The following is a 15,224-nucleotide window of genomic DNA, read 5'->3' as shown; positions in this document are numbered from 1 at the left end:
GTTGCTCAGTCGCTGTGCTGGGTACGGGCGATGATGTTGTGAAAGTGCGCGATGCCATGCTCGCTCAGGCCGCTGCGGGCCTTGTCGGTCATGATCCGGCCCTGGCCGCGATAACCACGGGACTTCAGGCCGCGCTGCACGCTCTCCACCAGCCGCAGGTCTTCGGGGCGGAACACGTCGCGGTACCACTCGATCAGCGCTTGCTGCTCGGGGGTGATGTCTTTGTTCAGGAAGTACACGTCGTAGTGCTGCAGGGTGGTGTTGGCGTCCATCGGAAACTCGTAGATCACCGTCATGAAGTTGCCGCCCGGTGGCATGTTGAACATGCTGCAGGGCCAGATCCAATAGCCGGAATACTTCGCCGCATCGCCCGTGTCATCGAACTGGAACGAGCGCTCGGAGGACTTCGCCCGGCCAAACTGCAACGACCAATTCTGGAACAGCGTGTGGGTGTATTGGCTGACATCCACCGAATCGGAGAACCCCGGATGCGCCGGCGCGCAGTGGTAGCACTCCTGGTAGTTGTCAACGATGGACTTCCAGTTTGCCGCCGTTTCACTCACAAACCGCGCCGCCAGGTGCAGGTCGTCAATCACCGGGCAGGCATCGCGCATACTGGTTTCCAGTCCCGGCAGTTGCGCTTCGACGGTACCGGCGGCGTTGTCCATATTGATGAAGATGAACCCCGTGTACTCCTCGACCCGCAGTTGCACCAGGCTGGAGTTGTCTTTGTCGAAGTCGGCGACGCTTTCGCAATTGCGCGCGTGGGCCAGTTCGCCGTCGAGCTTGAACGCCCAGGCGTGGTACGGGCAGGTGATGACATTTTTCGCCTTGCCGCTGCCGGTCAACAACTGATGCCCACGGTGTGGGCACACGTTATAGAAGGCCCGCAGCACTGCGTCGCGGCCGCGCACGACAATGATGCTTTCGCCGACAATTTCCCGGGTGATGTAGGCGTTGCTCTCGGCCACCTCGCTGCGATGACCGATACAGATCCAGCTCTTGGCGAAGATCGCCTCTTTCTCCTGCTCAAACACCTGTGGTTGCGTGTAATACGCAGCCGGCAGCGTATGAGCGCGTTCGACATCGGCACAAAAATCGGCAGGCAATTTCAGGAAGGTGTTCACGATCGGCGGTCTCTTGGGTTATTATTGTTAACTGTTGGTTTACGCAAAACCTTTGGTTAACAAAATAATCTCGGAAACCTGCGAGAAAAGCAATGGCTGGGATCCACGCACCTACTGAAAATTATTTCACTAGCGTTATTGAAATCTATTTCAGTAGGGATTATGTTCGCCTCAACTCGCAGCTATGCGCAGTGTCTTGCCCTATTACGTGTTGCTGACAATAAAAACAAAGCTCCGGATAACCGTTAACAAGCATCTGCCCAATCAAGCCTGGAGGAATGAACAATGCGCACCGTGCCCCGCTACCTGAGTGTGTTTACCTTGATGTTGTGTTCCGGCTCACTGCTTGCAGCGCCGGACAGCGCCTGCAAGCAGATCAGAATGGGCGTCGCCAACTGGACGGATGTGATGGCCACCAGTGCCGTCGCCAAGCAATTGCTGAGTGAAATGGGCTACGACGTGAAGCAAACCTTCGCCTCGGAAAGCATCATCCTCACCGGTCTCAAGGACAAGAAACTCGACGTGTTCCTTGGCTATTGGGACCCGTTGATGAACGCCGAAATCCAATCCCTGAAAGACAACCAGCAGATCACCGTCTCCGCCGCGCCCAACCTGACCCATGCAAACGCCACCCTGGCCGTACCGCAATACCTGTTTGACCAGGGCCTGAAAACGTTCGCCGACATCGCCCGCTTCAAGGATGCCCTGGGCGGCAAGATCTACGGGATCGAGGCGGGTTCGGCGACCAACCAGCAATTGCAGGCCTTGATCGACACCGATCAATTCGGTTTGAAGGGCTTTCGCATCGTTGAATCCAGCGAGGCCGGCATGCTTGCCGAGTTGCAACGCGCGGTGAACCGCAAGACCCCAATCGTGTTCTTCGGCTGGGCGCCGCACCCGATGAATGTGAATTTCGACATTCAATACCTCACCGGCAGCAACGACACCCTCGGCCCACAGGAAGGCGCGGCCCAGGTGTGGACCGTCACCACGCCGGCGTTCGGCCCGCGCTGCCCCAACGTCCAGCGCTTGCTGGATCAACTGACCTTCACCACCGCCAGCGAAAGCGCAATGATGGTGTCGATCCTGGCGGGGCAAAAACCCCAGGACATGGCCCGCGAGTGGCTGAAAAACCACCCCGACGATCACCAGCGCTGGACGGCCGGTGTCACCACCTACAACGGCGAACCCTACACGCCCTGAGACCTCAATCGAACGCCCCCCCTGCACCACACTTCATTGTTGAGGAGATAGCCATGAGTTCGATTGCCGATTATCGCGTGTACCCCCTGATCAGCTCGCTGGAGACGGTCGAGTGCCTGGAAGACCAGGTGCAGGTCAAATGGGCGGACCAGCGCCTGAGCCCCTTTCACTACCTGTGGCTGCGGGACAACTGCCCGTGCTCGGAGTGCGTGTATGGCGTCACGCGGGAGCAAGTGTTCGAAATTGCCGACGTACCGGAAAACCTGCGCCCCCACAGCGCCGAAATCGACCCCGAGGGCCTGCTGCTGATCAACTGGGAAGACGGCCACCGCAGCCGTTTTGAACCCGGCTGGCTGCGCGCCCACGCCTATGACGATGCGTCGCGCCAGGAACAGCTCGAGCGCCGTGGGCAAAAACACTATTGGCACCATGACCTCGACCTGCCGGTGTTCGACTACCATGGCGTGATGGAGGAACCCGAGATATTGCTGCAATGGTTGCTGGCGCTGCGCGATATCGGCCTGACCCAAGTGCGCAACGTGCCCACCGACCCCGAGTCGCTGATTGCGCTGGCCAAACGTATTTCGTTTATCCGCGAAAGCAATTTTGGCGTGTTGTTCAACGTCAAGCCCAAGGCGGATGCCGACAGCAACGCCTACACCCCGTTCAACCTGCCCTTGCACACCGACCTGCCAACCCGTGAGTTACAGCCCGGGCTGCAATTTCTGCACTGCCTGATCAACCAGGCCAGCGGCGGCGACAGCCTGTTTGTCGATGGTTTCAGCGTGGCCAAGGCACTGCAGGAAGAAGACCCTGCAGCGTTCCGCCACCTGTGCGAAATCCCGGTGGAATTTCGCAACAAGGACCGCAACAGCGACTACCGCTGCCTGGCACCGATCATTGCGCTGGACGCACGCGGGGAAATAGCCGAAGTCCGTATGGCGAACTTTCTACGCGGCCCATTCACCACCGCACCACAGTTGATGCCCGCGCTCTACCATGCCTATCGACGCTTTATCGAACTGAGCCGCGAACCGCGCTTTCAGTTTCGCCGGCGCCTGAATGAAGGCGAGCTGTGGTGCTTCGACAACCGTCGCAGCCTGCACGCCCGCGATGCTTTCGACCCGACTTCAGGCGTGCGGCATCTGCAGGGGTGCTATGTGGACAGGGATGAGCTGTTGTCGCGTATTTTGGTGTTGGAGCGTCAGCGTTTGCTTTAACAGAATGGAGTTGTGGCCTTCTGACAGCTCGCACCCAGGGGTGATTCTCGCTGTAGGTCGTGAAAGTGTCATGCGAAGGAGGACGCACACGCAAACCGCAGTGGTGCAATGGTTTCTAACTACCAAGTCTTTTCGCAGGAGCACCACACCAGCAGCCTCAAGCCTGGGTAGCGATACTTGCTTTGCTTTGGAACATGGCGGTGTCGGCTTTGAAAATCAGATCATCCAGACCTTCGCCATCTTCCGGGTACCACGCCACCCCTAGGCTGGCGCTGACCTTGATCTGGCTGTTTTTCCATGGAATGGGCAGGTCGACGGCCTTGCAGATATCCTGAGTGATGCGCTGGATATCGCTTCTGTGATGCGCGCCGTCGAGCAGCACTACGAATTCGTCACCGCCCATGCGCGCGGCTATTTCGAACTCGCGAATATTGGATTTGATGGCCGTGGCTACATGGATCAGGATGGCATCGCCTGCCTGGTGGCCAAAACGATCATTGATCTGCTTGAAGTGATTTAAGTCGATATAGCACAGGGCCAGATGTTCTCCACGGCTCTTTGCGGCCAGCAGCTTCTGACTAGCAAAGGGAATAAAACTATTTCGATTGGGTAAGCCAGTCAGGCTGTCATAGAAGGCCAGCTTGTGTACTTCCTCTTCAGCCAGTTTGCGTAACTTGATCTCGTTGCGCAGATGGCGCTGGGCATTTAACAGAACCAGAGCGAACATAAGCACAAGCGCACAGCCAATACTGATCAGCACAATGGTCTTGCGCAGCCGCTCGACGAGCTGTGGCGGGTTTGGATCGTAAATGAAGTTTTCCAGACCGGCGATATTGTCAACCATACCCAGCTCAAGAAAAGTTTCAGCCATTCGTTGCCAACGCCCTGGGTTCATATGACCGATCTCTATCAGGTCAGATACCACCAGCGGACGCATGGCTTGAGCTTCGAATTGCAAGTGCGCGCGACTTTTCTCCACCGAATACTGATTGAGCAGCAGGTCTATGATTTGCTCGGGGTTATCCATCGCGTAATGCCAGCCGCGCAAGGTAGCGCGGCGGAAGGCCTCTACCCGCTGCGGATTTTCGTCAATCTCGACCTGGCTGGTGAACAGGATGTCACTGTAGAAGTCGATCCCATAAGTGACGGGCGAGATGATGTTGTAATCCACGCCCCGCTCTTGCAGGTAGAAGGGTTCGTTGGTCAGGTACGAGTTGAACGCCGCCACCTTACCGCTGGCCAGATCCCCAATTTGAAAACTGCTGGGTAGCAGTTGTAGTTTTTCGAGGGGTATACCCTCGCTACGGAACATCGCCAGAAAATCAGCATCGGTCTGTGCATCCATCAGCATCAACGGCTTGCTGATCAGGTCGTGCACAGTGCGAATACCTTGGTCTGTGCGAGCCACGAGCACGGAAGGTGAATGCTGAAAAATCACCGCCAGCGCTACCAAGGGCTTTCCATGCAGACGTGCGTAGAGCAATTCACTGTTGGCTTCGCCGTATTGGGCACGCCCAGAGAGCACTTCTTCGACCGGTGTGACGTTGGGACCACCTTCGTGCAAGCGAACGTCCAGTCCTTCTTCGCGGTAATAGCCCTTTGCGATGGCGGCATAGTAGCCCGCGAACTGGAACTGATGTTTCCAACGTAGCTGTACATCAATCACCTGCTCGGCGCCATTCTGTTGAGCGCCAGGAACCGCCCACGCAGCCGGACCCCAGACCAACAAAAAACACAGCAGTCGACGCAGCCAAACCAGGAGAAGTTTCTCCGACGGTCCTGCCGTGTTAGAACAGCAACAGAGGCTAGGCATGGTGATAGTCCGTGAATCGCGCTTATCGTTGAGCGTGCAAGGCACGGCGGTTCATTCTGACATCACTCATGCGGGGCCAGCAATCGCGCACCACGATAACCCAAGCGGCCGTTGCCCTCGCTTGCGGCGTAGATGGTGTTTGGTTCCCTACAACAGGCAGCTACCGGCCAAAAGCAGACAATCGCATTCCGAATCGTTTGAGCAACCCAAGGTAGTCGCTACTTTCTCTTGCTGTAACTACTCGCCAGCTCATTTTAAGTTGTTTGTTATAGTGTGCACTGTACCTAAAAGATGATTATAAACACCATGTTTCTGAAGTCCAAACCGTTTGCCGAATGCATCAGATTTATCATTAGTACATTCCAATCCGATTTTGCTGTACCCAATACTCCCTGCGGACTCGACTAAAAAAGCCATAAAATTTCTTCCGTGGCCCCGTCGGTGCTCTTTGAATCCAATTCTAGCAATTACCAAGGTGTCCGAATCCCATATGCCGCCCTTGGGCGGTGTAACTCGAAGATATAATTCATATTCATCACCGTGCGCATTCACGGTATGCCCTATCACTGACTCAGTGAGGCTCTTTTTTTCTTCAAACTCCCTAGACAAGTAACAATTAAGCATCTTCGAAAACTTTTGAGCATTCTCCTCCGACTTCTTTCGATCGGAATCGCCTTCGACAATCCTGCTTACTTTATCCTGTTGAATAATATCCATCATCGGCCTGCGCTATTTTCTTTTTGGTCGTCTGGTGTACGTTGTTTTTAACTGCAAATAATTTCTCTCGTAGTTATCAAGTAGCGAAAACATTAGTCTGTCAATGGCATCGTGCTTTTCTGGATTCCTAAGCTTTTGTAGAAGCTTGCATAAATAGCGCGCTGGTAATTTTATTATTAGCACAGAGTGCGATTTGTGCATTTCTCTGACCCAATCCAACTCCACGCCGGTCATGTGCTCATCTTCATCTCGAGTTATTATGAATCCAAGTTTTCCGTATTGACCTGTAAGATAGGATTGCAGTTGCCGATACTCTTCAGGTCCTAAGCCAGAATAATTTTTCGAGTCGAATACGACTTGGCGGACTTTATAGTCCTCGTGAACACGCTTCCAGAAGTCGGAGCCGGAACGATTGGTGCCAACAATGTCTCGACGTTGTACCGCTTGGCCATTAGGTGCTAATTCAAGGTTGACAAGGTGCGAAGCAAATATAATTCGCAAAGTATCAAGGCACCAATGCTCAAACTCTCGCGCGCCATCCCTGCCCAACGGAATCTTATCTAACTGTGAAACTGTTTGTCCTATTTTTACCTTTCGAATTTCAGGGGTTGCGGACTGTACGACAATGTCATATTCATCGTTGATCTCTTCCGCCTCCTCCGGAGCTAACGCGTTGCGAGAAAGGTTTAGCCCGAGCCAGTAGCAAGGGTGAATAAGTATTTTGTCTCTATTCTCAAATCCTTTGTCGGGAGTTCTTCCGTCATGACAAAATGAAAAAGCTGAGGTGCTGCTGTCGTGGATGCCAATAAAACCCACACTATAAAGAGACTGCAGAAGCCCACTGGCTTGAAGTATCCTTGTTTCTGCCAAAGACTCATGATTGCTAGTATCTTCAGTTGTCTCGACATGGTGCTGTATTACCTGAATTGCGCTTCCTACCAATAGTTCAGGCTCTCCATCTTTGAATGAGCTGGTGACCAACTGTATCGATGGGAATATTTTTGAATATTCTTTCCACAGATCTTCGAGGCGCGCGACTGATATGGATTGTGCTGCGCGGTCTAGATCTTGAATTATTGCCGTTTCTCTTGAGTGTCGCGCAGCACAGAAAAAAGTTTCATTAAGCAGTGAAAGTAAATCGCGAGGTCTATAAAGTGTGAATTGCAAACATTTTTTAAAGCCATCACGCCCCTGGAGCTCTCCCGCAGTAACCCTATCCCAAACCTTTTGGTCTTTTTCAACGGTTATTTTGAAAGATAGTTTCATGCGTGCTGTAACCAGGGTTAGGAGTTGGGCCCAATCCCAGTGTAGGCGTATAACTTGGCCTTCGATATTTCTTGAATAATCGGGATCTTCTTTTGCAAGTGTCCGGTATATATTGTCGCGCAGAAAGACGATCGGCCGTATTAGATGAGATCTTTTGTTTAGTTCAATAGCTGCGTAGGTTAGCCCTGCGATCATTCCGATACCGACGGCATCGGACTCATATCCCTCGTCTAACCGATCCATCAGCACTACGACCCGGCGATCCGCTTTGTCAAATAAACCTAATACTTTTTCTTCTACTTGGCTGAGCTCAAGGTTGCCTGGTAGATCACCCACCGCCTCCTCAGGATAAATGGAGGTAAGAAATAGTCTCGCTATGTTTCGGGATTTGGTAAGATAGCCTCCCTTGGTTTCATTCCATCGCGTGAGATGAGAGTTGAGTAGGCTATCCCTCTCTATTAGCGAGGATAGCTTGTAGTTTGATAAAACATAGTTGGCCATCTCCATAAGCATGGTGTATTTCCAAAGTAACTTGGTAACTGCCCTAGAGAGGTTGAAAGATTCTGAAAAGGGTCTCAACAATGATCGAAATCCGATTATTTCAGTGTCTTCCGGGGAAAAGCAAATAACGATTACTTTTTTATCTTTTTTCCAATGCTTTTGTAGCTCTATGTATAGGGCGCTCTTCCCTGTTCCTCTTCGTCCTACAACAATAGTTCTGTCGTCAGACTCAATCAATGAACGAAAATCGGCGGTCGCGACGAAGGCATCTGACAACATTCGACTATCATTTTCTGCCGTCGTATCTCCTAGAGAGTTTGCTCTTATAGGTTGAGTAATACTATTCATCACTGCGCTCTCCTTAGCGTGGCTTGACGGCTCATTTTTTGTGATGTTTTTCGATCGAAAAATCTTGCCTCTCTGCTCAATCACAACGCACCCTCATCGATCGCCGATTGTCCCAACACTGGCATCTTTTCGAAATATATCCTGAAAGTAGCCAGAAAGATTGTTTGCGGCGTTTTTTTTCGATTCGCATACGTAGCGTGAGATTGCGGTCGCCTCACCACGACTTCACCTGTGGGCTGACCGGCTTTTCCTCTAGTTTTCCGCACCCTGTTCAGCGGGGAGTCAGGGGTCTTTTGTTCATCTATATCAGCAGCCATGAATTGATGCCCGTTGCGGGTCGCGAACAGTTAATCACTAGCGCCCCCCTTGGCCGGTAACGGGCGCCTGCGAAGGTCCGCTTTTGGCCGACAGCGGTCGCTTGCCGATGTACGCTTCTAGCCGATCTCGGCGTGTCGACCGTATTAATTGATACAAGGGTAAGCGACGACAGGCTTACCCTCATCATGTAGGAACGCAGTGATCGCCGCAGGTTAGATCCGGGACACCGATGTGGCCCGCCGTGGTAGGTTTTAGTAGCTGTAAAGACAAGACATTATCGTTCTTCAACTACGCTGCCCGGCAGAGGAACGACGCAGGCTCACCCTGTGCGTGCGACTGCTCCGCGTCGAAAACGCTCAGGCGGGTGCTTCCCATTCGGTGAGGCTCGGCGTTGTCCGATTCATAATGGCGAGGTGAGCGAAAACGGAATGCGCAGCTCTTCGACAGGCCCTGAGTCCCGGCCGCACATTTCGTCGTGCGCGCATTGCTGCACCAACACGCAAGGAAATGCCGGGACGGTCTGCAGCAAGTCACGCAGGTGCGTGATCGAACGCAGGTGCATCGGTTTAGCCGCATGATCAAGCAATGTGAATTGGCCGTGATCCAGGCGGATTCGTGCCAGATAGAAACCACCTTCGAGTGACAGCAGCTCCAGCTCGCGGACTTCACTGTTGGCCGCACGTTCGGTGAGGGTTTGCAGGTTCATGCTCACTCCTTGCCTACCAGGGTAGGCGTTCTCCATCGTAGGCAAATAAATGGCCGCTGTCGGCCGGCATCAACGGGTCAATCTAGGTCAGTAACCGCGGCTCATTGGCTTGCTTCGACACCCTGGCGACGGAAGAACAATGTCACCTGACCGACCTCTACCCCCAATTTGGACATGCTGGTGCGGTTGATCAACGTGTCCTCGTCCATCAAATACATCCAGTCGTCCATGCTCATTTCATAGGTCGAGTCGTCGACCGGCAGGTTCAGGCGATAACGCCAGTGCAAGGTGTTTCCCGCGACTTGGCCCTTGGCGACACCCACCACATCACCCGCGCGACCGCTCCAGCGCCCATCGCCCTCTGGCGTGAGGACCCAGACGCGGCGTTGGCGGGTGCCGTCGCTGTACAGGAACTGCTCGTCGAGAATCAGGTTGTTGCCCTCGCGCCGGCTGACAATGTTGACCTCGAAACGCTTGGCAACCTCACCGCTGCGTTTCTGAAACATGCCCCACGCTTTGACGGGCTGGCTGAAAAAACGCTCCAGATTCAATGCCGGTTGCTGATCCGCATAACGGTGCACATCCACACTGCCGCAGCTCGAGACGCTCAGTACCAGTGTCAGTAACAGTAGAAATCGGGTCATTGCCTTACTCCCTAAAGCACAGCGGTGGAGTGAGTTAAGTGTGGAAATATGGCTTGTACAGTGTGACAGCGATGTACAGGTTTATCGGCGCCCGATGGACTGGCTAATAGCGGGCTCTTTCACGATGGCCCCTAGGGTGAGGGCCAATCCACAGCGAAAACACTGCACGATAGTTGTACGCAGTCAGTTTGCCTGTATAGGTTTTAACCAAGATAGGCTGGAAAAAATGACCTGACAATGAATAGGTAATCTTTTTCTGCAGATACGAAAACCTCACATCGCCGATTGTGAGGTTGCTCGGCTCGCAACAATCATCCCCCCAAAAAAGCGCTCAGCCACAATACATTCCCCTAAAAATCTATTTTAGAATCTAACCCGATCCTGTAGTTTTCAAACCGTGCCCGCCGTTCATCCAGAGTACCCCGTCATGCCCCGCGTCTCCCGCAAACAAGCCGAACTCAACCGCGAAATCATCGTCGAGGCCGCCACCCATTTGTTTCGTGAGCGCGGCCTGCACGGCATCAGCCTTTCCGACGTCATGGCCGCTGCCGGCCTGACTCACGGCGGGTTCTATGGCCACTTCGCGTCCAAGGAAGCGTTGGCGACCGAGGCTTGCGAGCAGGCATTCGAACACGCGAACCAAGGCTGGCAGGAGAAAATCAGCCGCAGCGACGATCAACCCGCCGCCCGCCAGGCCGTGTTGGGCCCCTACTTGTCCGCCGCGCATCGTGACAACCCCGGTGATGGTTGCCCGGTGTCGGCCTTTGCCCCGGACATGTGCCACGAACCCGCGGATACGGCGTTGCAACAGGCCTTTATTGACGGCGTCGAAGCGTCGCTGGCGGTGTTTGCCCAGCTTCAGGATGACGACCGCCAGGCCATGCTGGCCAAGTACGCGATGATGGTCGGCGCCGTTACCCTTGCACGTGCGACAAGAGGCAATGCCTTGTCAGACGAATTCCTAGAAGCGGTACGAAACACTCTAGTCCCCGTTGACAGCCCCGTGCCTGTCCCAGCATGATCGGGCCATGAACCTTATTCAGATGCACCTCACCCGTACCACCACCACGACCGCTTCCGGCGGGTCGCGCGGTGGCTGTGGGTGCTTGAGCTAAACACCTGACAGATTCAACCCAAGGCCCCGCCAGCAATGGACGGGGCCTTTTTTATTGCTCCGCCACCTGGCAATCACAAGGAGCAACACCATGGCTGACGCCCTGCTGATCATCGACATGCAAGCTGGCCTGTTCGATGGCCCGGAAAAGCCCTACGCGCGCGAGCGTTTGTTGGACACTATCAATCAGCTTATTCAGCGCGCTCGCAGCGCCAACGCCCCGATCTTCGTCGCCCGCCATACCGGCCCGGCAGGCTCGCCAATTGCGCAAGGCAGCCCTTTATGGCAGCTGTGGCCTGCGTTGGATGTGGACGAATCCCGCGATCACCTGTTCAACAAGACCCGCCCGAGTTGCTTCCTGGGCACCGACCTTGAGCAGCAACTGAACGCCGCACAGGTCAATGAATTGGTCATCGTGGGGATGAAAACCCAATTCTGCATCGACACCACTTGCCGGGTAGCCGTGGAACGGGGGTTTTCGGTGGTGCTGCCAGAAGACGGCCATACCTGCATGGATACCCCGGCATTGCCGGCCAAGGCGATCATTGAGCACCATAACGCGACGTTGGCGGGCGCATTTGTGAAGCGGGTTCGCACCGAACAGGTCGATTTCCTGTGATCTCGACGCACAAATTTCATGCTTGAAGCAGACGATCCGTATGACAAATCGCGCATACTGATCGTCTCAAACCCCTCAGGAAGAGCCTTCCGATGTCCACCACTGTTCTGGTCCTGGTTGAAACCATCAACGAATACCTGCAAATCATCGAGAGCAATGACTTTCACGTGATTCTGGCGCCGACGCCTGCCGAACGTGCCCAGGCCATCAAGGCCCACGGCGGGCAGATCAAGGCGGTGCTGACCCGTGGCCCGCTGGGTTTGTACGCTGAGGAAATCGCTGCGCTGCCGTTACTGGAGATCATCTGTGTGATCGGCGCGGGCTATGAACATGTGGACCTGCAGGCCGCCAGCAACCGTGGGATCGTGGTCACCAATGGTGCGGGGGTCAACGCGCCGTCGGTGGCCGATCACGCAATGGCCTTGTTGCTGTCGTTGGTGCGCGGCATTCCACAAACCGACGCCGCCGTGCGCCGCAGCGAGTGGCCGAAAGTCATGCGCCCGTCCCTGGGCGGCAAGCAATTGGGCATCCTTGGCCTTGGTGCCGTGGGTCTGGAGATTGCCAAGCGCGCCGCCCTGGGGTTTGGCATGGAGGTGAGTTATCACAACCGCCAGCCCCGCGATGATGTGGACTACACCTACTGCGCCACGGCTGTGGAGTTGGCGCGCAACTCGGATTTCCTGATCCTGGCTACGCCCGGCGGCGCCAGCACCCGCCACCTGATCGACCGTCACGCCCTCGATGCACTGGGGCCCAATGGCTTCTTGGTCAACATCGGTCGTGGCAGCGTGGTGGTGACCGACGACCTGGTAGCCGCCCTTGAACAGCGCCGTATCGGCGGCGCGGCACTGGACGTATTCGACGATGAACCCAAGGTTCCCGACGCGCTCAAGCGCTTGAGCAACACGGTGCTGACCTCCCACGTGGCAGGCCTGTCACCGGAAGCCGCCCACGACACCGTGCAACGTGTGGCCGACAACCTGGTGGAGTATTTTGCCGGTCGCCCAGTACTCACACCGGTTGCCCTGCCCCCGCCCGCAAAATGACCGATCAGGCACGCTGATCATCATCCAACACGCTAACCTATTAAGCCGCCCCGACCTTGTCGCTGGGCGGTTGTGCGCATTAGATTAGGAAATAGTCCAAGGCCTTTAAAATAAGCAGAAGGGATAAGCATGGCGCTGAATGACCAATCGACCCAGATTCGCCCAGGTGAAGAACTTGATGCCAGCCTGATCGATCCCTACCTCAAGGCCCATATCCCGGGCTTGAGCGGCACGCCCACCATCAGCCAGTTCCCCGGCGGCGCGTCGAACCTGACCTACCTGCTGGAATACCCCGGCCAAGAGTTCGTCCTGCGCCGCCCACCGTTTGGGCACAAGGCCAAGTCCGCCCATGACATGGGCCGCGAATACCGCATTCTCAACAAGCTTAAAGACGGCTTCCCGTACTGCCCCAAGGCGTACGTGCACTGCACCGACGAGTCGGTGATCGGCGCCGAGTTCTATGTGATGGAGCGCGTCAACGGCATCATCCTGCGCTCTGACCTGCCAGCCGAACTGGGGCTGGACGCTGCCAAGACCGAAGCGCTGTGCAAGAGTTTTATCGACAAGTTCGTCGAGCTGCACCAAGTGGACTACACCGCGTGCGGCCTGGCGGATCTGGGCAAGCCTGAAGGTTATGTGGAGCGTCAGATCCGTGGCTGGAGCGACCGCTACGAAAAAGCCCTGACCCCCGACGCCCCAAGCTGGGAAACGGTACGCGCCTGGCTCAACGACAAGATGCCCGCCGACCACCCAACGTCGAGCATCGTGCACAACGACTACCGCTTCGATAACGTGATCCTCGACCCGCACAACCCGATGCAGATCATCGGCGTGCTGGACTGGGAGCTGACAACCCTCGGCGACCCGTTGATGGACCTGGGCAACACCCTCGCCTATTGGATCGAAGCAGCGGACCCAGCACCGGTGCAACTGATGCGTCGCCAGCCGAGCAACGCCCCTGGCATGCTCACCCGCCGTCAGTTCGTCGACTACTACGCCGAGCGCTCAGGCATCCAGATCGACAACTTCGACTTCTACTACACCTACGGCCTGTTCCGCCTGGCCGGCATCGTGCAGCAGATCTACTACCGCTTCTTCCATGGCCAGACCCAGGACAAACGCTTTGCGCAGTTCATCCACATGAACAAGCTGCTGGAGCAGATGAGCCTGCAAGTCATCGGCAAGTCCGCGCTCTGATCGACAACAACAAGGAACCCTCATGTCCAAGACCAACCTGTTCGACCTCGACGGCAAGATTGCCTTTGTTTCAGGCGCCAGCCGTGGCATCGGCGAAGCCATCGCCAAGTTGCTGGCTCAGCAAGGCGCCCATGTGATCGTCTCCAGCCGCAAGCTTGAGGGTTGCCAGCACGTGGCCGATGCGATCATCGCCGACGGCGGCAAGGCCACGGCCGTTGCCTGCCACATCGGTGAAATGGAGCAGATCACCCAAGTGTTCGCCGGAATTCGCGAGCAGTTCGGCCGCCTGGATATCCTGGTCAACAATGCCGCCACCAACCCACAGTTCTGCAACGTGCTGGACACCGACCTCGGGGCGTTCCAGAAGACCGTTGACGTGAACATTCGCGGCTACTTCTTCATGTCGGTGGAAGCCGGCAAGCTGATGCGCGAAAACGGTGGTGGCAGCATCATCAACGTGGCGTCGATCAACGGCATTTCCCCTGGTGTGTTCCAGGGCATCTACTCGGTGACCAAGGCCGCCGTGATCAACATGACCAAGGTGTTCGCCAAGGAATGCGCTGCCTTTGGTATTCGTTGCAACGCCCTGCTGCCAGGCCTGACCGACACCAAGTTCGCCTCGGCGCTGGTGAAAAACGATTCGATCCTGAAAATGGCCCTGGCGCAGATCCCGCTCAAGCGCGTCGCCGCCCCGAGCGAAATGGCCGGCGCGGTGCTCTACCTGGCCAGCGATGCGTCAAGCTACACCACGGGCATCTCGCTGAATGTGGATGGCGGTTTCCTGTCCTGATCAGGCATTCGGCGGTTGCTGCCGAAAACTGACCGCCAGGCGGTTCCAGCCACTGATGCTGGACACCGCCATGGTCAGGTCCACCAGTTCCTGCTCGCTGAACTCCACGCGCACCGCCGTGAAGAGCTCATCTGAAATGCTTGAAGTCGGCAACGTTGCCACCGACTCGCTCCACGCCAAAGCAGCCTTCTCCCTGGCACTGAAAAAGGGCGAATCGCGCCATACACACAACGCAAACAACCGTCGCTCGGTCTCACCGCGCTGGCGCGCCGCCATCGAATGCATGTCGGTGCAAAAACCACAGTGGTTGAGTTGGGAGACACGAATCTTCACCAGTTCCAACAGCGGCTTTTCGATAGACAGCTCAAACAGCGTCGCCTCCAGCATCAACATGCCCTTGAGCGCTAGCGGCGAAGCGGTGTAGTAATCCAGACGGGGTTCCATAGGCAACTCTCGGGCGACAAAGGCAATCACACCCTAGCCTAGAACCCGCAGGGCATAAGCCCTATAGCCAATTCGCCGGTTTATGCGCAGACCATTTTGAGCGCACCGCGCGAGCGAGTAGTCTTGGCGCAGATCCAAGCATTGGGAATAC

Annotated in this window: 14 protein-coding genes; 7 read left to right on the top strand and 7 right to left on the bottom strand. The window is 55.7% G+C overall.

Translation table 11 applies throughout. From position 1 onward, the window contains the following. Window positions 1-5 precede the first annotated feature (5 nt). Window positions 6-1,127, bottom strand: a complete 1,122-nt coding sequence (locus CFE47_RS01915; protein WP_286835245.1) for an aromatic ring-hydroxylating oxygenase subunit alpha — start codon at window positions 1,125-1,127, stop codon at window positions 6-8. 285 nt (window positions 1,128-1,412) lie between these two features. Here CFE47_RS01915 and choX point away from each other — a divergent pair, with 285 nt between their 5' ends. Next, the gene (gene choX, locus CFE47_RS01910) at window positions 1,413-2,330 is read left to right on the top strand and encodes a choline ABC transporter substrate-binding protein (protein WP_286835244.1); all 918 of its coding nucleotides are present in this window, start codon (window positions 1,413-1,415) and stop codon (window positions 2,328-2,330) included. 53 nt (window positions 2,331-2,383) lie between these two features. Then, window positions 2,384-3,550, top strand: coding sequence for a gamma-butyrobetaine dioxygenase (locus tag CFE47_RS01905; RefSeq protein WP_286835243.1), 1,167 nt, complete (start codon window positions 2,384-2,386; stop codon window positions 3,548-3,550). Between the two features lie 157 nt (window positions 3,551-3,707). On the opposite strand, the gene CFE47_RS01900 is transcribed toward CFE47_RS01905, so the two are convergent. From CFE47_RS01900 to CFE47_RS01880, 5 genes are all read right to left on the bottom strand, one after another. Continuing rightward, window positions 3,708-5,363: a GGDEF domain-containing protein gene (locus CFE47_RS01900; RefSeq protein WP_286835242.1), complete on the bottom strand. Its 1,656-nt coding sequence runs from the start codon at window positions 5,361-5,363 to the stop codon at window positions 3,708-3,710. A 249-nt stretch (window positions 5,364-5,612) separates the two neighbouring features. Beyond that, window positions 5,613-6,083, bottom strand: a complete 471-nt coding sequence (locus tag CFE47_RS01895) for a hypothetical protein (protein WP_286835241.1) — start codon at window positions 6,081-6,083, stop codon at window positions 5,613-5,615. A gap of 9 nt (window positions 6,084-6,092) precedes the next feature. Then, entirely contained in the window at window positions 6,093-8,195 is a 2,103-nt protein-coding gene (locus tag CFE47_RS01890; protein WP_286835240.1) for a P-loop ATPase, Sll1717 family, read from the bottom strand. Between the two features lie 718 nt (window positions 8,196-8,913). After that, entirely contained in the window at window positions 8,914-9,219 is a 306-nt protein-coding gene (locus CFE47_RS01885) for a DUF6482 family protein (RefSeq protein ID WP_286835239.1), read from the bottom strand. 101 nt (window positions 9,220-9,320) lie between these two features. Next, window positions 9,321-9,863, bottom strand: a complete 543-nt coding sequence (locus CFE47_RS01880; RefSeq protein ID WP_286835238.1) for a DUF3833 domain-containing protein — start codon at window positions 9,861-9,863, stop codon at window positions 9,321-9,323. A gap of 427 nt (window positions 9,864-10,290) precedes the next feature. On the opposite strand from CFE47_RS01880, the gene CFE47_RS01875 reads away from it, so the two are divergent. The 5 genes from CFE47_RS01875 to CFE47_RS01855 all read left to right on the top strand — a co-directional run bounded on the left by CFE47_RS01875 (window position 10,291) and on the right by CFE47_RS01855 (window position 14,629). Further along, entirely contained in the window at window positions 10,291-10,884 is a 594-nt protein-coding gene (locus CFE47_RS01875) for a TetR/AcrR family transcriptional regulator (RefSeq protein ID WP_286835237.1), read from the top strand. Window positions 10,885-11,068: 184 nt separating this feature from the next. Then, a complete protein-coding gene (locus tag CFE47_RS01870) occupies window positions 11,069-11,596 on the top strand; it encodes a cysteine hydrolase family protein (protein ID WP_286835236.1) in 528 nt (175 codons plus the stop codon). Between the two features lie 92 nt (window positions 11,597-11,688). Beyond that, complete coding sequence (locus CFE47_RS01865) at window positions 11,689-12,642, top strand: 2-hydroxyacid dehydrogenase (protein WP_185705569.1); 954 nt, start codon at window positions 11,689-11,691, stop codon at window positions 12,640-12,642. Window positions 12,643-12,771: 129 nt separating this feature from the next. Further along, the gene (locus CFE47_RS01860) at window positions 12,772-13,839 is read left to right on the top strand and encodes a phosphotransferase family protein (protein WP_286835235.1); all 1,068 of its coding nucleotides are present in this window, start codon (window positions 12,772-12,774) and stop codon (window positions 13,837-13,839) included. A 22-nt stretch (window positions 13,840-13,861) separates the two neighbouring features. After that, window positions 13,862-14,629: an SDR family oxidoreductase gene (locus CFE47_RS01855; protein WP_286835234.1), complete on the top strand. Its 768-nt coding sequence runs from the start codon at window positions 13,862-13,864 to the stop codon at window positions 14,627-14,629. Here CFE47_RS01855 and CFE47_RS01850 read toward each other — a convergent pair whose 3' ends face one another. Next, window positions 14,630-15,073, bottom strand: coding sequence for a carboxymuconolactone decarboxylase family protein (locus CFE47_RS01850; RefSeq protein WP_286835233.1), 444 nt, complete (start codon window positions 15,071-15,073; stop codon window positions 14,630-14,632). Window positions 15,074-15,224 lie beyond the last annotated feature (151 nt).

The organism is Pseudomonas sp. PGPPP1, assembly GCF_002255865.1.
Taxonomy (GTDB): domain Bacteria; phylum Pseudomonadota; class Gammaproteobacteria; order Pseudomonadales; family Pseudomonadaceae; genus Aquipseudomonas; species Aquipseudomonas cremoris.
This window is presented reverse-complemented; position numbering and strand designations above follow the sequence as displayed.

Coding starts and splice junctions, on each gene's coding strand:
- CFE47_RS01875 (WP_286835237.1), top strand. CDS start 10,291: ATGCCCCGCGTCTCCCGCAAACAAGCCGAACTCAACCGCGAAATCATC.
- CFE47_RS01900 (WP_286835242.1), bottom strand. CDS start 5,363: ATGCCTAGCCTCTGTTGCTGTTCTAACACGGCAGGACCGTCGGAGAAA.
- CFE47_RS01860 (WP_286835235.1), top strand. CDS start 12,772: ATGGCGCTGAATGACCAATCGACCCAGATTCGCCCAGGTGAAGAACTT.
- CFE47_RS01850 (WP_286835233.1), bottom strand. CDS start 15,073: ATGGAACCCCGTCTGGATTACTACACCGCTTCGCCGCTAGCGCTCAAG.
- CFE47_RS01905 (WP_286835243.1), top strand. CDS start 2,384: ATGAGTTCGATTGCCGATTATCGCGTGTACCCCCTGATCAGCTCGCTG.
- CFE47_RS01885 (WP_286835239.1), bottom strand. CDS start 9,219: ATGAACCTGCAAACCCTCACCGAACGTGCGGCCAACAGTGAAGTCCGC.
- CFE47_RS01880 (WP_286835238.1), bottom strand. CDS start 9,863: ATGACCCGATTTCTACTGTTACTGACACTGGTACTGAGCGTCTCGAGC.
- CFE47_RS01870 (WP_286835236.1), top strand. CDS start 11,069: ATGGCTGACGCCCTGCTGATCATCGACATGCAAGCTGGCCTGTTCGAT.
- CFE47_RS01865 (WP_185705569.1), top strand. CDS start 11,689: ATGTCCACCACTGTTCTGGTCCTGGTTGAAACCATCAACGAATACCTG.
- CFE47_RS01855 (WP_286835234.1), top strand. CDS start 13,862: ATGTCCAAGACCAACCTGTTCGACCTCGACGGCAAGATTGCCTTTGTT.
- CFE47_RS01895 (WP_286835241.1), bottom strand. CDS start 6,083: ATGATGGATATTATTCAACAGGATAAAGTAAGCAGGATTGTCGAAGGC.
- choX (WP_286835244.1), top strand. CDS start 1,413: ATGCGCACCGTGCCCCGCTACCTGAGTGTGTTTACCTTGATGTTGTGT.
- CFE47_RS01890 (WP_286835240.1), bottom strand. CDS start 8,195: ATGAATAGTATTACTCAACCTATAAGAGCAAACTCTCTAGGAGATACG.